The sequence below is a fragment of the Yersinia sp. 2540 StPb PI genome, from assembly GCF_052217165.1.
GTDB classification, from domain to species: Bacteria; Pseudomonadota; Gammaproteobacteria; order Enterobacterales; family Enterobacteriaceae; genus Yersinia; species Yersinia enterocolitica_E.
Window position 1 is genome coordinate 1 of sequence record NZ_JAZGQC010000003.1, and the last position, 17233, is coordinate 17233.

Here is a 17233-nt window from a genome sequence, read left to right on the forward strand (position 1 = left end):
CGGCGGTATGCTCACTGTCGGATTTTCAGTGACAAGATTCGTGGATTGTGAATGATCCTGAGGTGCTGATTTACCCTCTGCAGGAAGCTTGTGTCCCCCCCCCGCGTTTTGTAGCCTAAACGCTAACAAATGAAGTTTACTTCCCCTCTCCCATTTGGCTCCGTTATCTCTGGATATCTCAATTTCCCCATGGTTTATTTTGCCTAGCAGGTCTGTCTGTCCAACTCTAAATGTGCGCACGGGCATTTTTGAACTTAAAGGATACTCGGGAGCATTATTTTGGAGCGCTTCAAGTTTTTCCAGTGGAGCACTGTCTTCCATTTTTCTACTTATTTTTAGCTTTGATGACATATTTTTTGCCATGTCATAAGAATTCTTAACACTCATGCCACTGGCCAAAAATGCCTGGTAAATAGCGAGGGGCTCACCAGTGTCTACGGCTGTCTTAATGCTTTTCCCCACGATTGCCAGATCGACAGTTTTATTTCCAAGCATCAAGCCGTATTTAACAGTCTTACCGCCAATATGGCTGAATTTCCCTACTTTAGCTGCAATTTTACCTCCAGGAATGCTCCCTGCAATCAAAGCAATAATCGCTAATGGGTCAGGATCCTGACCCTCTATCAAATCAGCAGCAATCTCCGCTGCTAATTGCGCGGTATTGAGGGCCACCCCCGCTGGCGTAAAGAAGGTAACTGTCCCTACCGTGACGTCAACCCAGCTTCCTATATATTCAGCCTGATGTACATGCAACTCTGTTTCTTGTACCGTTTCCCCTTTAATGTCACTGACTATTAACTGTGCCTGCCCACTGAGGGTAGAGAATGGTCTTGCGAATGACCTCAGATACTCTGCGGCAGTCAAGTTAGCCCAGGTGAAGTCAAGATGATATCTTGCTTCGGTTGCACGGACCTCTGGGTCAGGAATGTGGGCGCCAACAATCGCCCTGGGAATTAATAGTTTGTTTGTTGGGGTCGCGTTCTTAAGCTTATAATCAGCCTCGATAGTATTAGCGAGTCTTTCAGAAAGACTCGCAATATCCATCGGCTCCGGATCGTTATAATTAAAGTATTCTTCAAAAATGGATCTCCCGCTCCTGATATTATTAAGCATATCAATACCACTGGGAAGAGTAATAGTCTCAGAGAATTTATAAATATTGATAACACGAAGACGCTTCCGTTGATCAGCATTATAAGGCATGGCCCATTCAATGTTTGCTAAAAGGTCTTTCCCTTCGCTGACATAGTAATAAGGTATTTCCGAATCCAAACGGATAAGAATCCCCGATTTGGAGCCCGCATCATCAGGAAGGAAAATTGTGTTATTCAGTTTGTATCCTTTTATATCAACAGGAACTGCGATCTTGGCACCTATCCTGGCAAGAGAGGCCTTACTCCTAATTTCTTGTCGTAAGTTTTCATCATTTTCTATTTGAAGTAATACGAATTTAATGGCATGTAAATAGGTTTGTTTTTTCTGTTCATCGGAGAAGTCCTGATAACGTATGCCACGATCAAAATCAAAATGTTCTGACTCTAGAGTCGCGTTGACTGGTGCTGTATCAGGTTCTTGATGAGATTGAGCGGTAGCCTCATTCACCACTGTCCGTTTACGTCTGACTCGGGGTTGGTCGGAAGTCGGGTCACGATTATCAGAGAACGGCTTAACATCTGTTTGTTGCTGTAATGACGATGAATGACTCACCGGCTCGACTTCTCTTTCGTTCGCCGCAGCATTCGCCCATGCAGCATTATCATTTTCGGCCGCCATTTCGCCCCAGTGCGCTTGCGGAAGTGTTTCCTCATTAGCGTCACCAACATGTTCGTTAACGTACTGTTTATCGAAAATAACGCCGCTTTCACTTCCCTCTGATTGCCAGGCCCTGCGTATCCCTTTAAAAGCAGCCGTAGAAGTGCCATCAATCACAGAATCAAAAAGCATCCCCCCCGGTGAGTCCATTTTTATTTTTTCCTTTTTTTTCCCTTCCGCTATTCGTTGATAAACCGCACTAAATGTTTTCTCTCTACTCCCGACATGTAAATTATACAAAGTTGCGCCTGCAGCCACCCAAGAACCGGCTGCAAACTTGACCACCCCAGGCACTGGTGCCGTAATTAAATTAAAGCCAAGTTGCTTTAATTTCTTTTCTAGCAAGCCATAAATAGCCTTATAGGGCTTATCGTGACCGGGCATGGTATAATTGTTTACCTTGTTAACGTTGTAAGGTATTTTTATCGATGCCTTAAGGATTTTATATGGCACTCGAGCAAGATTAGACAAGTTGAATGCCACCGTATTCAATGCCTGCTCAAAAGACAGTTCAATAACGATACGAGCTCCCCCATGTGAGATCCTCTTTTGCCCCCACTTCACAATATACTCAACAAGATCCTTTTCTAATGCAGTATATTGCTCCGGACTCATCGGTAATCTCAATTCATCATTGCGGGCATTTTCAAGCTCACCGGCAAGCCGGGTGGCGAAGAGATACCCCTCCGGGTCTCCGGTTGAAAGAACCCCGTCTAACAGACCCTGTTTTTTCAGTGAGGAAAATGCATGTTCTGCATCAAGCGGCGGATAATTGCTCAGGTTCTGTTCTTTGGCAAGATTAGCCCAATGTTTGGCAAGGCGTGAGCCCCGAGAATATTCATCCAACGGCCTTTCGGTAAGCCGTGCGGACTCTGCCGATATATTTTCCTTAACCTTTGTCGCCAGCAATTGCGCATAGCCAACCTGTTTTTTAGCTTCGGCAAAGTCGCGTGTGGGGGATGCTACTGCCAGTAGGGCTTTATCCAAGGCAGCAATACTCGCAGTGAGGTCCTTGGCAATATCCGGCAGCAGTTTATCCACCGCCTTTAGGGAGAGGGCAATATCGGGGAGGTGTTCAACAATCATTTTCAGAACAGCAAACCGCTGCCGCCGAAGCATATTCTGAATATTCTCGGTTGTGTTACCCAGACGCGCCAAAACGGTCTGAGCGTGGTTGATATCACCGCCCAGCAACTGCTCCAGCACCGCCACTTTTGCTGTCAGTTGGTTTTCGGGGTTTTCCTGTTCAAGGCTGTCATTCACCCATTGCCTGACCTGTGCATCCATTTCATCCTCACCCGGCTGACTGACCGAAATATCGCTGCCCTCTTGTTCATTTCCCTTGCCAGGCGTCACAGCGTAGGATGAAAGTATCCCTTCTATTTTTTGCAGCTCATCCACTTTTGACAACAGCGCAGCGCTGGCGTATTGAATTTTTATTGCCGGCTGTTGCCACTGCCATAAAATGCTTCTGATGATGGAATCGGCAATGACGTGTTCGGGTTCTTTTGATGGGATTTCAGTTGTATGACCATGCCGTAGGATCCCAGCGCCCCTATACGCATAGCTTTTCGCCACCGCAAGCACCACTTGCCCTTGCTCCTTTTTCTTAGCAAAACCCGTCTTGATTCTCTGCGTGAGTGTGTTTGATCGTGACAACGGCGCAGCCACCTCATCATTATTCACAGGCGGCATGACTTGGGGAGAAACGCTCTGACTTACGTTAATCGATGCTGTTGCCAAATCGCTGGAGAGGCTCTGAAGATAGGCGGCAACATCACTAAAGAAAGCCTGCGAAGCGCCCTGCAGCTCACGGGCTTTTTTATTGGCTTTTGCTGCTTCGTGCCGCGAGGCCGCAATCATCGCATTGACGGAGGTCGGCTTACCTGCCTCCCACGCCGCTGCCCTGGCCTGCATAAGAGAAGCCCAGGCAGCATGGCCTGACGTCTCTGCCGTAATGCTCCCCAGCGTCTGTATCACCGTACTTTTATCACTGGAGGAGAATGCATCGGTAAGCTCAGCGACCAGCATGTCGTGCCGTTTTTCCTGGGTGCTGTAATCATCAATAGCACGCAGGGTATGGACAACACGTATCAGCGTCTGCAGGGTTAACTCCAGCCGTCTGGCCAGCGACTGAGCCGTACGCCGGCTCCCCAATGCAGTCTCCGTGGCTTCCCCGCCGCTTTTGCGTGGCAACTCATGCTCAACCCAGAGCTTTATGACGTCGTCCGAAAGCTTGCCCGTAAGACGCTCTATGTTGCCTATCTGCTCCAGTAGCCACAGAGAACCCAGCGGCCCCCCAACGCTTGCCTGGAGGCACAGGCGAGATTTGGCCGCGGCCAAGTCGTCACGCAGCTGCGTCACTAACCTCGGGTCAACCTCGGGCACCTGGCTGTTATACCCCTTGCGCCTGAATTCCTGAGCTTCTTGTAGATGTGCCTTACGAATAAAAGAGAACAAACTGTCATTGTCGCTTCCGGCCTTCTGCCGTACAGAGATATCTCCCCCCTCATCAGGCAACGAGGGGCCAGCGTCACCTTGGCTAAGCCATTGGGAGGCCTCGTCAACGTGATCTCTTTCGGTTTCTTTTGACGTTGTTTTTTTTTCCTTCGACTCATTGGAGTAAGGCATAAGACTGTCCTCAGGATAGGATTATTTAAGACTGGATTCTGAAAGGCACTATGACCGAGAATATCGGCGGGTAATACAGGCGACTGAAGGCATTTCGGATCAGAAACATAGGCTGGAAACATAAAAAAACAGCATGTACCGGACTGTGCCATAATGCGGCACAACCCCCTCCATTAGCTGTGAGAGTTTACTCAGAAAGTCCTGCTCAATTATTTCCTTCAGCTGCATATTATCCGCCACCGGTATTGATGAAAGATGGGGTTATTATTCTTATTGCCTAAGTTCGGTGAGTCTTATTCAAAAACATACAGTAATACATCAATTTTTACTGTCCGATGATGGCTGGTAATCAGCTGAATCTGAAATCTCAGTAGCTTCGTTAATACTCTCACTAATCGTTGGCACCCCCCTTTTTTTTATTTATTTTTATATTGTGTTAATTTCTTTATTTCTTCAACATTAGACATAATGAAATCTTCTTCATTTAATTATTATTTCAGAAACCAATTGAAATTTACTACTCTAATGCTATCTATTGATAGGGTGATTATTTTTGCTATTTTTTAGAAAAAATATAACGTTTAAATACTTTTAGTTCAGAAGTATCTGAATGATTTAATTAAAATCAGTTTCCAGGGAACAGATTAATGCAACCTAACTATTCACACCCTCACCTAAATGCCAGACAGGGTTGATTTTTCAACCGTGTTGATATAAATGCCATAGCCATCGAGAGTCACCACAGCAGTTTCATTACTTACCCAACCCTCCAATACATCGCTTATTTTGGGAATATATTCTTCCCGTGTAATACCCGATACAGCCAGAGAAACAGCCATTTTAAACACATCACTTGTCGTATGAGTTGCCGGAATGGTGTTCAGATTAACGTGAGTGACGGCTAGCCTGGCATCAGCCCCTCCACCGATGGCAGCAATCAATAGCTCCCGTAATGCATCATTAATGACCTGTGAAGAGATCGACGCTGTTTGCTCGATATTTGCCGACAGTGATGTGACTGGTGTGGACTTATCTTCTTTATCACTCAAACTAATGGGTACCGTGACAGAATAATTGAGAGACAGACGTGGCCGGTTGCCCAGAGACTGCCAAAAATTACCCAAACTATTTAGGTTTTCTTTCGGTGGGATAACCTGTGTGTAGGCTCCAGGGATACCGGTCAGTTGTCGGTTATTAATTAAGGCATCCAACACCTGAGACATTATCTGTATTGCCTGATTGTCCGGCTGGCTATCAGGATTACTGGCATCGTTGGCTGGCCCAGTAGGTTCCCAGTAAGTAATCAGATAGTTGCATTGAATATTGACCCAGCCGGGCAATAATCTACCGGCCGAAGCACTAAATGCTCGAGACTCAGCCGTTCGTAATTGTAGATCCTCATGTATGTCATAAAGAAATACGCTGATAGCAGCATCTGCCTGCGTGGCATCGACATCGGGTAAATCAAAGCGAATAGCGACGTCATTATTAAGATATTCACGCAGGATCGCATTCATCACTTTATTGACTTCAACTACCGTTTGAGTTTTTAACATATGAAAACCTCTTGGTTAGATTTGGACCATTCAATATTTACAATGTGTCTGTCTACGACTTTCAAGCATATTTCTAAAGAGAACCTAAATCGTCAGTCGGCCTGTTTTAGCTAACTCGCGAGCAAGTGCAGTTTCAATATGAGCATAAGTGACTTCTTGATTTTCATTTTCTCCGGCAAAGAAAGAGGCTAACAGAGCAATATTCCTGATATTAGCTCCCGTGACATTAGCCTTCTTCGCTAATTGATTAAAATCAATATCCGATGAAACCTTGATATTCTTTGGCCATATTTTCTGCCACATCTCATGGCGCACCGCTTCATCCGGATAAGTAAATCGTGTAATAAAGGTAAAACGACGATTAAAAGCACTGTCTAAATGACTTCGATTGTTGGTAGATAAAATAACCAGACCAGGATAGCTTTCCAAACGCTGTAATAAATATGACACTTCAATATTAGCATGCCTGTCATGTGCATCTTTAGTTTCGCTGCGCTTACCAAATAATGCATCTGCTTCATCAAAAAATAAAATACCGGCATCTAGTTCTGCCAAATCAAAGATACGGGAGAGATTTTTCTCCGTTTCCCCGATATATTTATTGATTACTGTTGAGAGATCTACTTTAATGAGATCTACTCCAATAGTATTCGCCAGTACTTCTGCCGCCATCGTTTTCCCCGTTCCAGAGTCACCGTAGAATAAAGCGCTAATCCCTGTGCCATAGCCAATTTTATCTTTAAAACCACTTGAGAGAACTTTCTCCCGGTATTTTATTGCGGTAATAATTTCTTTTAATTGCTGCGTGATATTATCGGATACTAAGAGATCCTGTATGTTTCGCTTAGGCGTAACTCTTTTAGCCAATGAACCAAAATTCTGTTGTGCGCGTAAATTGAATGCCTTACGAATATCGCATTGTTGCAAGATATCCGAATAATCCCGCTGTCGTTGATAAAGCTCAGCCTCTTGTATAATAAGCGGTAGACTTTCTGCATTAAAGGTATAGCGCTGGCTTAAGCTTATCGGATCAATATCTGCTGAACGGCGTTCAGGCAAACAGCCTGTTAATAACAGTATCTTTTCCTCATGGGTAAAAATCGGCATCTCTATTTGTAATGTTGACGTTTTTTTAAACAATAACAACGGTGAGTACGGGTCCACCAGACAAACAACTCTTATTCCTGGCTGAGCCAATAACTCTGATAGGGAATCGAGGAATGATGAATTTCGTTCCTTCAGTAAGCTCAGGTTCCGGAATACGCTACACGCGCCCCGCAGACGCGTTTCCCGTAGAATGCACTTTAATTGCATTAATATTACATCGTCATCGCTTTCAACGAATTTGCCCATATCGACAACCAGCGTCTGCCGTTTTTCTGAAGAGAAAATATGAGCAACCGTATGCGCTCTGGCGCTACCCACAACGCCCTGTAATAACACCACAGGTCGAGGTTCAATATCCTCCGTTAATAGTGGCCCAAATGCCTGCTTTAAACTTTCCGGATAGCAGGGAGACGTTGGCAACATGAACCATTGAGCGCATTGGGCTAATACCGGCGAAAGGTAGTGGTGCCCCAATAAAAAATGGTAGACACCGGTGTCAGTAATAAATGTCGTCTGACTCCACGCCAGATTCTTGTGATTATTATCAACGGATAATAGCTGACAGCCGAGCAATGGCGGACGATGTAAAAAACTGGCTTGATGTGCCCGTTTTTCCATTTCTGAATGGCAAAATAACGTTAATGCCAATGAAAAACTGGGTAGCTGGCTTTGTTTTCCGCCTTGAAGTAGAGAAAATAAACCATAATAGCGGCTATCAAAGTGGGGCAATAAACCCAGCAATAGAGTATCTCGCTCGAAATCAGTTAATTCAAAACGATCAACCAGTTCAGTGAGACCTTCTGCTACCTCTGAAAGTTGAGTACTTTGAGCCTGCTTTATTGTCAGTTCGGCTTTCGCCCAATGCGGTCTGCCAAGAGGCTGATTGATCCGCGCCAACACCTCCGTCTCACTTAACAAGAATTCATCGACCAGATCGTTACGTGTTCCCTTGAAACGATAATAATAATGCTGCAAGACAAGGTCTATCCGCTCCAACTCACCAAACAACAGCAACAATTGATCTCCGCGATGCTGGCAGCCTCTAGACTGTAATACTGAAGATATACTCATATTTTAATTCATCCTGGAATACTCGTTGGAAGGTCATAACCAGCGAATAGTTAATGGTTGCTGTAGCCAGTTAAAACAGGCCATGTTCATTGGCCACGGCCAGTCATTAATGAGTGCATCATAAATTTCCGAGTTAACATGAATGGTTATCCCTCCCTCTAACCAAAGAATTTCGCCAGCACGTTGTAGAAAAAGCGTACGAATATCCTCTGACCCCATTCTTTTCCAGGCAGGAAGTTGCCCTCGGACCCCCTCCAACCATTCGCTGATCACTATTTTTTGTTCTGCCGCCGGAGCGCACCATGCCGCGTCGAAATGCATCGGTAATCCACACAAGACTTTAGTTAATGTCAGCCGCCGGTTAGATATTTCATCATCCCCCCAGATAAGCCAGTCAAGTAAACATACGGCGTCTACCTGTGCCTGCTGATTAATAAACACCTGTTTTTCCAGCAAACCAAAAATGCTAAAAAACGTTGATAATAGCGGCCAAAAAATTAAACTTCCCGCATTACTGACAGCCAAAATCTTTCCTGATATGGGGGCTATATCCACTCCCATAGGTTGAGCTACGGGTTTTGTACCTGACCATGCCGGCGGCTTATTTCCCTTGAGCGTGGTGGCAAAAATAGGCTCCGGGGTTTCTTTATCGACTCTACGGGTTAAATCTGATGCTACTGATGACGCTTTCTGTGGCAACCATTTTGGCTGAGTCGGCGTAGCTTCTGGGTTCTCTTTTGCCACCGCGCCTTGGTTTCTAAAATAATGCTCCGCCGTTGTAGTTAACTGCTCAGGCATGCCCCTTCTTGCTGTATGGTTGAGTTGCTCCGTCATAGCGATTGGTGGCGTTGTTTGTGGTGGCCACTCCAACGGGGTCGATATAACGTCCGGGTTTTCTTTTGTCACCGCGCCTTGATTTCTAAAATACTGCTCTGCCGCTGTAGTTAACTGCTCAGGAATGCCCCTTCTTGCTGTATGGTTGAGTTGCTCCGTCATAGCGATTGGTGGCGTTGTTTGTGGTGGCCACTCCAACGGGGTCGATATAACGTCCGGGTTTTCTTTTGTCACCGCGCCTTGATTTCTAAAATAATGCTCTGCCGCTGTAGTTAACTGCTCAGGCGTGACCCTTGATGTATGGTTGAATTGCACTGCTATAGGGTTATCTTCAGTCATTAAGCGACATAGCACCTTCTGTGCCGCTTGCGAAAGAATTACCGACAAACGCCGCCGTCCAGATGGCTGTAAACAGTGCTTTGCCAGCATAGGTAACCATTGCTGAGGTTGGCGCTGAACCTGTAACCAGAGGTCCTGCGTAATCAATGGTGATTCTTGGCTATTTAAAGGCAGGATCTGATTTGATGGCGTTGACCAATCTCCTTGCTGTAAATAATGTTCGACGGTGGCTATCAGTGATAGCTCGCCAGTAGCTGTTGTTTCAGCGGCGATATCTGCCACCGACTGTACTGATGGGACTGATGGGACTGATATTCTATTTTCCACTAATGCCGCTGACATTTGAGGCAAAGACTGAGCCAATAAGCCATTTTCTATTAGTTGACGTTCTGATTGGCACGTGGGGTAGGCGCCCGTTTCACCCAAGGAAAATTTTGGTATTGCCTGATAATAAACCGACAATGCTTTTTCCAATGCTAGAGTTAATTTGTCCACCATCTGGACTTCAAATAGTTCATACTCAATCATGCCTATATCCACAACAAGACGGTCGATGGATAAATTTTCATTCAGGCTAAATATTAATTCCTGTATTTTTTTTGATATGATTTCGTCTATTCTTTTATGAAACACAGATGAGCACTTCTCTATTACTCTATTTCCATCACAATCTGATATTTCAATAACGATTGTGACTCGCCCAATAAAGCTCCCATCACCTAGGTCAGGATTTTCCATATAAACCTTTGAGAAAATAGCCATTGAAGAATTAGTAGATGAGCACTATCCTTAGCGCTCTCAGTCAAGATTCATTCCAATTAATCAACAAACTATAACTTGATAATAAAGGCCAACGTGTAGTAAGGCGGAATAACATCCGTGGAATGCTGATGTCCATCAGTGCTCATCTTAGCAGTATGATTATGGCCTGCCCCTTCGCCAACACTTGACGTATACGCAAGCCATGCGTAATTGTTGCTCGGTATATAAGATAGTGAGCGATCCTTAAAACTGCGTTCAGAGAAGACGAGTTCATTTCTATTATCAATCCTCCATATTTTTGTGTCAGGCAACGACGTACTACCATGACTATGTCCATTATGAGTACAATAAGCCATTCCGCCAGTATGGCTGTGCGAAGGAATTTGGCTAGACGTTAATATAATCTCATTTACAGTAACCGAACCTGTAACCGTAAATGGTGTGCTCTGCTTGTTATAGGCTTTTGTGGTACCTGAACCTGTTAGTTGTGCAGTATTAGAATATTTTGAGTTAGTGAACGTAGAGCCTAAAATAAAACGGTCTATCAGATTTGGTCTGCCATCACCTCCATCACATAAAGCCCACCCAGGCGGCATTTCAGCCTCTGTTCCGGCAAACATCAGAATCATACCTTTCTGGAAAGCAAACTCATTTGTTATACGCACGCCATCAGATGTAACTTCCATTCCTCTACCTGGCTTCACAGAGATACCGGTTGAATCTATTACTACTCCACCATTAGTTTTTGGTATAACCTTTACCCCAGAACTACTTACTGATAATCCACTGTTGGTGTCAACCTTTACAGACAAGCGCTCTAAGCTGTCAATTTGAAAACCATTCCCCGGGCCAATTTGCCCTGGAGCTAACCCTGCCGCTTTACGCCCAACGTCTGCAATATCAATTAGCGCCTCAAAATCCGTTTGCAGCGGAATACTGCCTTCCTTAAATCTTTCTTTTAAATCATCCGCCTTTGGCCCAACTACTGCCAGGCCAGTTAACATTTGTTTTTCATTGCCAATAATTAAACGACGAGTTTCTTTCATAATGAACTCCACAAATATGATTAATAAAATTCCATTAGATGACCAGGTTATTTTTAGCTTTCTTTCGGAACATAGAATAATTCGTTCTGAATTATCTTGTCTGTATTCCATTCATTTTCATCGCTGCCGATAACTTCAGTCCGTTGAGCAGGTGTGGCTATTCGCATTATGCCAATACCGATAAAACCTGATGGTAATCTCCCCAGTGTCAAATTTTCTAAAATAGAATAAGCGGCATCACCTAATGGTGCTCCATTATTTTGCCAGCGCTGATAGGTTCTACCGAAATTTAAAAACTTGCTATTATCCATCCAATGAATAATCATGGAAATATGAGCAGGAAACTCAGTGAGAATAGTGTCTTTAACCCACTCCTCCAATTTATAGGGATCAACTCCGGGCATAGAAATTAACGCACTATTGACCACCACACTAATCACGAATGAGAAACGGTCAGTACGTTCATATTCATCACCGGAGAAGTGCCAATTGTAGCGCCAGTCATCTTCAGGAGACGGGAAAGGCAGAGTAGATGTTTCCAAACGTTCGATAATCAGGGTACCTTGAATACGGTCAAAGCTAATGACCCTGGCATTAAGTTCCGGCGCAACGTCCCGAGTAATGTTACCTATTCCAAAATTACGGATCAGTGTGATTTCGCTTCCCACCCTAATCAGAGCCGGGAACGGCGTCTGATCGGTTCGGGTCAATCGCCGTTGATTCGCCGGCAATTGTACACCGTTCTGGGTTTGATCGCTGGCGTAGGCTAGGCGGTAACTCATATCTTCCAGCCACACCAGGCTATTTTGCCAGTATAACTTACTGTTCTCTGCCGCGGCCATCACCCGCGCTAAGTTATGGCCCAACTGTGCGCTGTTGCTGATATTCAACCAGATGCTGTCAGTGTCGGTTTTGGCGATCATCTGCCCACGTAAAATAAACTTGTTCTCACCGACCTCGCCCTCATACAGCGTCAGATTGACCACCTGGCCTGGCGTTAACTTATCACCAATACCGCGTTGAGTGATCACCAGATAACTCGGACTATTCTCATCATCCAGCGTTACTGAATCTGGCGTTTGCTCATAATCAAACTTGTCGTTGGGTTTGATCGGTAGCAAGGCGCGGTGTTCGATAAGGTAGAAAGGCAGTCGACTTAAATCAGGCTGCGGCTTAAATAATCCCCCCCCCAATCCCATCCGGGCGGCAATGCGTTTTTGTAATGAGGAGACCTGATCAATACGAATATTATCACGGTGGTAAGTTAATACCGTCTGCTGCGACAAATAGCCTTGTTGCACAGCAAGAAAGTCACTGGCTTCGGAGGTAAAGGTGCGGGGTGCCCGTTGCGTAGCAAAATAACCCAACAGGTAATTGATGATATTCAGTTCCTGTTCGGTATCTTGTGCTATGCCTTCCTGCCAGTCTTTTAGCTCTGCGGCGTAATCTTTATGGGCCTCATCGTTTACAGAACCTGATTTAAACGGCCACTGCGTTCCCCATACCCGGATCCCCTTGCGTTGAAAAGCCAGTAACTGCGGCAGCATCGCCAGTTGCTGGCAACCGTTGGCTAATAGTTGTTCAAAGGGCAACATAAACTGATGCAATGCCAACACCCGTGAACGGTCAGGATCAGCCAATATCTGCAATGACTGCTGTAGTTCGTAGCACGGGGGCAAGGTATCACTAACCGGATGATAACTGCCCACATCACGGTGTTGTCCGTAATGTAAGGTAACCGGCGAATTCTGGATCATTTCAATTGGAGGGAAACTGTTAATAATATCCTGTTCACTGACGGTGACGCTGATCCCCCCTTTGGCAATCACCCGAAGCGGACTGTCTTGCTGTGCCAATAAATGGATAGGGTTCGCTCCCCACAGCCGTGGATAGCATCCGGCGGCTATTTTCCATGACCAGGTATCATCCGCGACCGGAGTAATTTTATTACTATCGTAATCCCCTAATACCATGCGGGTAATATTCTTGATGCCGTCAATGCCCAACAAGACATTAGCCAGCCGGCTCAAATTGAGCGTAACACCTTGTGTATAGTCCCGATCGGGTGCCAGTTCCGGTATCCAACCGTATTTCAGCTGCGGTCCGTCGAAAATATCGTCATTACTCATGCCCCGCTGTTGTAACGTTCCCGTGCTGTAACGCAGCGCTCTGGGCATCATAAACTGTTCAACCGCACTATAGACGTTGGCAAATATGTTGGCGATATTCTGCGTATCGTCACCCAGTTCAATATCCAGTAATAGAGGAAAATCAACCGGTTCCAGCCAATTTATCTGGCTGACTGCTTCACCAATGTTGCGATTTTCCGTCAAGAATGCGTTGAGCTGTTCTTTTGCCGCCGCAGGATCGCGCTGAGTTTGCCGGGTAGGCTCCAGATAGAGCCAGTAATTCCCCCGCAGAGTTAACTTTTTTGCGTTGTCTGTCTCTACAAAACTGTACTCTCTTTTCGTTGAGTCATACCAATAGGTATACCGCTCATATTCCGGTTCACGCACCAATTGCACATTGCGAAATAAGAAATCGCCCTCATGACCGGCGTTTTCTACCGGCCAATCATTGCTGTGTAAATCCAGTAACGCTTTTCGGTAATCATCAGCCGTGATTGGGCCACAGGTCAGCGCCCGGTGCGGGCCAAATTCGCGGGGGAAGACCCCCTCTTGCTGCTCAGACACTGCAGGCGTCAGGAGATCTTGCAGCGGTAATGTATGGCGATAGGCTAAATCTGACGCGCCGTAACAGACCCCTTCCAGGATTGTCACCCCCGGATCGTGCTCTGCGGTATCTGTCCATAACTTTCCGGTCTGCTGTTCCACCACCTGATGAGCCTGATTTAGCAACTTATCGAAATGGATATCCTCTTTTACAAGGAGAAACAATGTGTCTGGATTACTCATATTTTGCTCCTCGACGTTGCGCCAAATCATCATTTTCCCAGACCAGAATCAGCACTTCGTTATTATTTGCATCCACCGAAGCCATGTCATCGACAGTCGTAGTGGTACCGTCCCGATGCAATGTCAAGCCAGTGACCCGTTCAACCAACGGGTGCTGTTGAATGGTTGCCAGCAACTGAAAATAGCCAATATTATTGTTCATCATGACCGCCCGTTGTTCATCGACACTCCAGGGCATATATACCTCACTCAGGCGTTGTCGGAGTTGTTGATAGCCAAAATCCGGGTTAACGCCTGATTTGAAAATTAGTTGATAATCGATATGCACATCAATATAGGTCGGATTAGCCACGATAATTGAGGCCCAGAGCGAGTCCCGTTGTTCCAACCAGTCGGCCATTTCCGCCAGACGAGCCGGATTGAGCAGTGGACGTAGAGGGTCATCGCCGTCGTTATAACGGTTTACGGGGATCACCGTCAGCTGTTGTATCTCAGGGGCAGGCACCTGAGTTAACTCATCATTGCCCGGATATTTCACATCGAAAATACTGAGATACCGCTGTTTCAACAACGTAGCCATATTGCCCCAGGTCAGCGCCCGATTACGGTGTGAGATACGCTGCGCCTCACGCTCAAAGAATTCACCATCTGACTCCGCCATACGGCCATCCCATGATGCCCAAGGCTGAGAGATGGTTGACACCACGGGAATAGGTTCAACTGAGTGCTGGATAGTCTCGGCGGGGAGTGCTTGCAAGAAATGGCTATCGCTTAAGGTTTCTGCATTGATTAACGTTGCCGTCATTGCATTATAAATAACGCCTTGTAACCAGGGATAACTTTCCCAAACGCCGGCCTGTTCGGGGATGCTAACCACGCCTTTTAGCCAATGGCGCCCGCCCGGCATTTGGCTGGCCTGATTAGCTGCGTCAGCTGGCAATACCAGACGCCAGAGACCGTCCTGATACAGGTTTTGAGTTTCATCATAAACCCAGGCGTCCAAAGCAGCCCATTGATCCTCCTGATTCAGGTAAAACCAGGCTACGGTAGGTTGAATCGGAGTTTTTAACTTCCAATACAACGATAATGTCTGGCCGGGCGCGACATCGGAGAAACCTAAATAAAGCGAAGATCCCGTTTCCTGCACCCACTCATCATTCCGACTGTAACCAAAGGGGGTCAAATAATAGGAATCGAAGGGGGCATCCACCGCAGCCGCAGTGTGCATATCCCACTGGCTATCCGCATCAGTTGTCGGAAGTTGCTCAACCTGAACGGCCGTGACCGGCGGCAGTGGCTGGCCTTCCGCTGACTGTAAGCGCAATACCGGGTGTTCAAAAGTAAGATCGTCAAGATTGTCTGGCGCACTAATGGCGGGCTCCCGGTCGGAAAGCGTGATAGTGACCTTGTCCGCTGCTACCACGGGTGTTAAGGCCAGCCAGCGATCGCCGCTGCTAATGTGTATCGAGGCTAATGTAGTCACCTCAATATTCTCGGAAAAAGTCAGCGTAATCTGTCTATCTCCCTCCGCCATCGCCAGCCGTGCCGCCACGATCAGTAAGCCACTGGCCGCGGGTCGATCGCCCGGCGTTTCACTGAATAATCGAATCCCCGTAATGGGGAGGTCTATCTGATTTTGCACATCCAAAGGGGCGGTAATAACCCATCCCTGAGGTCCATTTTTCCGTAACCAACGCAGATCGCTGATATATCCGCGGTTGGCCAATAGGCTGGCATCCAGCCCGTAGTGCAATGAATTTCCCAGCGCATCCTGACCGGCTTCAAATAAGGTGCCTTCAGCCAATAATTGCGTCCTCACTGTGGGATTCAGTGCAATAGACAGCGCCACCTGATCGGGATTGGCTGGCCGGGAAGATAAACCTAATAAATCCCGGTAATAAAGATTTCGGTGAACAGCCGGCAATGAATTCAATAATGCTCTGGGCGTTTCCAATATCTGCAAGATAGCCAACATAAAAGCTTGATGAGGGGGGAGTGTTCCATCAGCTGCCGTTTCTGCCTGATAGAGTTTCGCTAATTCCTCAGGAGCATTGTCCAACATAAAGAAAAAGGCATCCCAAAAATTCTCTTTATCATTAAAAGGAATTTGGTGAGTATATTCTTTAATATACTCAAGCAATGTTAAACTGCTTCGGTTATCTAATTTGAAATCAGAGTCGGGTACTAAATCTGACAGTTTATTGTTTAACGCGGTCAATTCCATAATATCACCTGTGTTTTCCGAGCACAGAGAACCCTCAGCGAATAAATAACTATTCACTCCATTTGCATTTCCGTATTAGACGGTTAACTTAATTCACAGTGGCAAAGCTTTGTTGGGTAATAAAACTGCCCGTTCCTGCTGAAGGCGCCGAAACATCCGGAGGAGGAGGAGGGCTACCCGGCGCTGTGGCCACCGTTCCCGGCGTAAACATCGCGGTAAACTTCTTACCTTTGATAATTAATGCAGCCCCGCTAGTGCACTGCAAAGCCTGCTGGCTGCTATCCAGTGCGCTGATGGTGATTTTTCCATCACCCAAGATACTGTGGGTCGCCGTGATATAAGTGGCCGAAACCTGTACTTTCTTTTCATCCCCCAAAATACATACTTTCTTGCCATTGACTTGTGCATGACCTGTGCCGCTGATTTTCCCCGGGGCAGGAACCGTTACCGTACGATTGCCAAACTGCAGGTCAAACAGTAACAAATCACCGTCTATCACCATTGCCTCACTCATGCAACCTCCGCACTATTCCCCTCACCTAGGGCAAGTGCCCCTTGAATTTGTTGGTTAATTTCACTGCCCCGCAGACGGTAGGCTACCCGGACTTGCAGAGTATTGCTCCTATTCGGAGCCTGACTGACTTGAATATCCGTCATATCCGCTCTGGGTTCATAACGTAGCACGCTGTCTTGGATCCGAGTTTCTATCTCAGCGATCAGTTCATTACGGATATTTTCAAACATATAATCATTCAATCCGCAGCCATAATCTTCACGCATCAACCGCTCTCCAGGCTCGGTACTAAAGAGGATTTGCAAACTTTGCCGAACATCTTCTGCCCCTTCAGCCATCGCCACGCCATTATCCAGGGAAAATAACGGGGGGAACGCCCAACCTCGACCATAAAGTTGTGTCAGTATTTGGTTTTCCATTTA

The 17233-nt window shown here is 46.2% G+C and carries 9 protein-coding genes; all 9 read right to left on the minus strand.

Annotated elements, in window-relative coordinates:
- Positions 1–4443 (minus strand): hypothetical protein (locus tag V1956_RS23925; RefSeq protein ID WP_442825851.1); only part of this gene is annotated, 4443 nt, incomplete at its 3' end.
- A gap of 674 nt (positions 4444–5117) precedes the next feature.
- Positions 5118–5999: a DUF4255 domain-containing protein gene (locus V1956_RS23930; protein WP_442825852.1), complete on the minus strand. Its 882-nt coding sequence runs from the start codon at positions 5997–5999 to the stop codon at positions 5118–5120.
- Positions 6000–6083: 84 nt separating this feature from the next.
- Positions 6084–8177, minus strand: a complete 2094-nt coding sequence (locus tag V1956_RS23935) for an ATP-binding protein (protein WP_442825853.1) — start codon at positions 8175–8177, stop codon at positions 6084–6086.
- 33 nt (positions 8178–8210) lie between these two features.
- Positions 8211–10112, minus strand: a complete 1902-nt coding sequence (locus V1956_RS23940) for a contractile injection system tape measure protein (protein ID WP_442825854.1) — start codon at positions 10110–10112, stop codon at positions 8211–8213.
- A 68-nt stretch (positions 10113–10180) separates the two neighbouring features.
- Positions 10181–11269 carry a hypothetical protein gene (locus V1956_RS23945; RefSeq protein WP_420071604.1) on the minus strand — a complete coding sequence of 363 codons (1089 nt, stop codon included), beginning with the start codon at positions 11267–11269 and terminating at the stop codon, positions 10181–10183.
- The gene (locus tag V1956_RS23950; protein WP_420071592.1) at positions 11212–14073 is read right to left on the minus strand and encodes a hypothetical protein; all 2862 of its coding nucleotides are present in this window, start codon (positions 14071–14073) and stop codon (positions 11212–11214) included. The genes V1956_RS23945 and V1956_RS23950 overlap by 58 nt, the downstream gene beginning before the upstream one ends.
- Entirely contained in the window at positions 14066–16297 is a 2232-nt protein-coding gene (locus V1956_RS23955) for a hypothetical protein (protein ID WP_420071593.1), read from the minus strand. Before V1956_RS23955 ends, V1956_RS23950 begins: the two co-directional genes overlap by 8 nt.
- 88 nt (positions 16298–16385) lie before the next feature.
- A complete protein-coding gene (locus V1956_RS23960; RefSeq protein WP_442825855.1) occupies positions 16386–16811 on the minus strand; it encodes a hypothetical protein in 426 nt (141 codons plus the stop codon).
- Positions 16808–17230: a GPW/gp25 family protein gene (locus V1956_RS23965; protein ID WP_442825856.1), complete on the minus strand. Its 423-nt coding sequence runs from the start codon at positions 17228–17230 to the stop codon at positions 16808–16810. The genes V1956_RS23960 and V1956_RS23965 overlap by 4 nt, the downstream gene beginning before the upstream one ends.
- Positions 17231–17233 lie beyond the last annotated feature (3 nt).

Bases quoted from the DNA above. Each gene is read 5' to 3' on its own strand.
- V1956_RS23930 (WP_442825852.1), bottom strand. From the start codon at position 5,999: ATGTTAAAAACTCAAACGGTAGTTGAAGTCAATAAAGTGATGAATGCG.
- V1956_RS23935 (WP_442825853.1), bottom strand. From the start codon at position 8,177: ATGAGTATATCTTCAGTATTACAGTCTAGAGGCTGCCAGCATCGCGGA.
- V1956_RS23940 (WP_442825854.1), bottom strand. From the start codon at position 10,112: ATGGCTATTTTCTCAAAGGTTTATATGGAAAATCCTGACCTAGGTGAT.
- V1956_RS23945 (WP_420071604.1), bottom strand. From the start codon at position 11,269: ATGGAATACAGACAAGATAATTCAGAACGAATTATTCTATGTTCCGAA.
- V1956_RS23950 (WP_420071592.1), bottom strand. From the start codon at position 14,073: ATGAGTAATCCAGACACATTGTTTCTCCTTGTAAAAGAGGATATCCAT.
- V1956_RS23955 (WP_420071593.1), bottom strand. From the start codon at position 16,297: ATGGAATTGACCGCGTTAAACAATAAACTGTCAGATTTAGTACCCGAC.
- V1956_RS23960 (WP_442825855.1), bottom strand. From the start codon at position 16,811: ATGAGTGAGGCAATGGTGATAGACGGTGATTTGTTACTGTTTGACCTG.
- V1956_RS23965 (WP_442825856.1), bottom strand. From the start codon at position 17,230: ATGGAAAACCAAATACTGACACAACTTTATGGTCGAGGTTGGGCGTTC.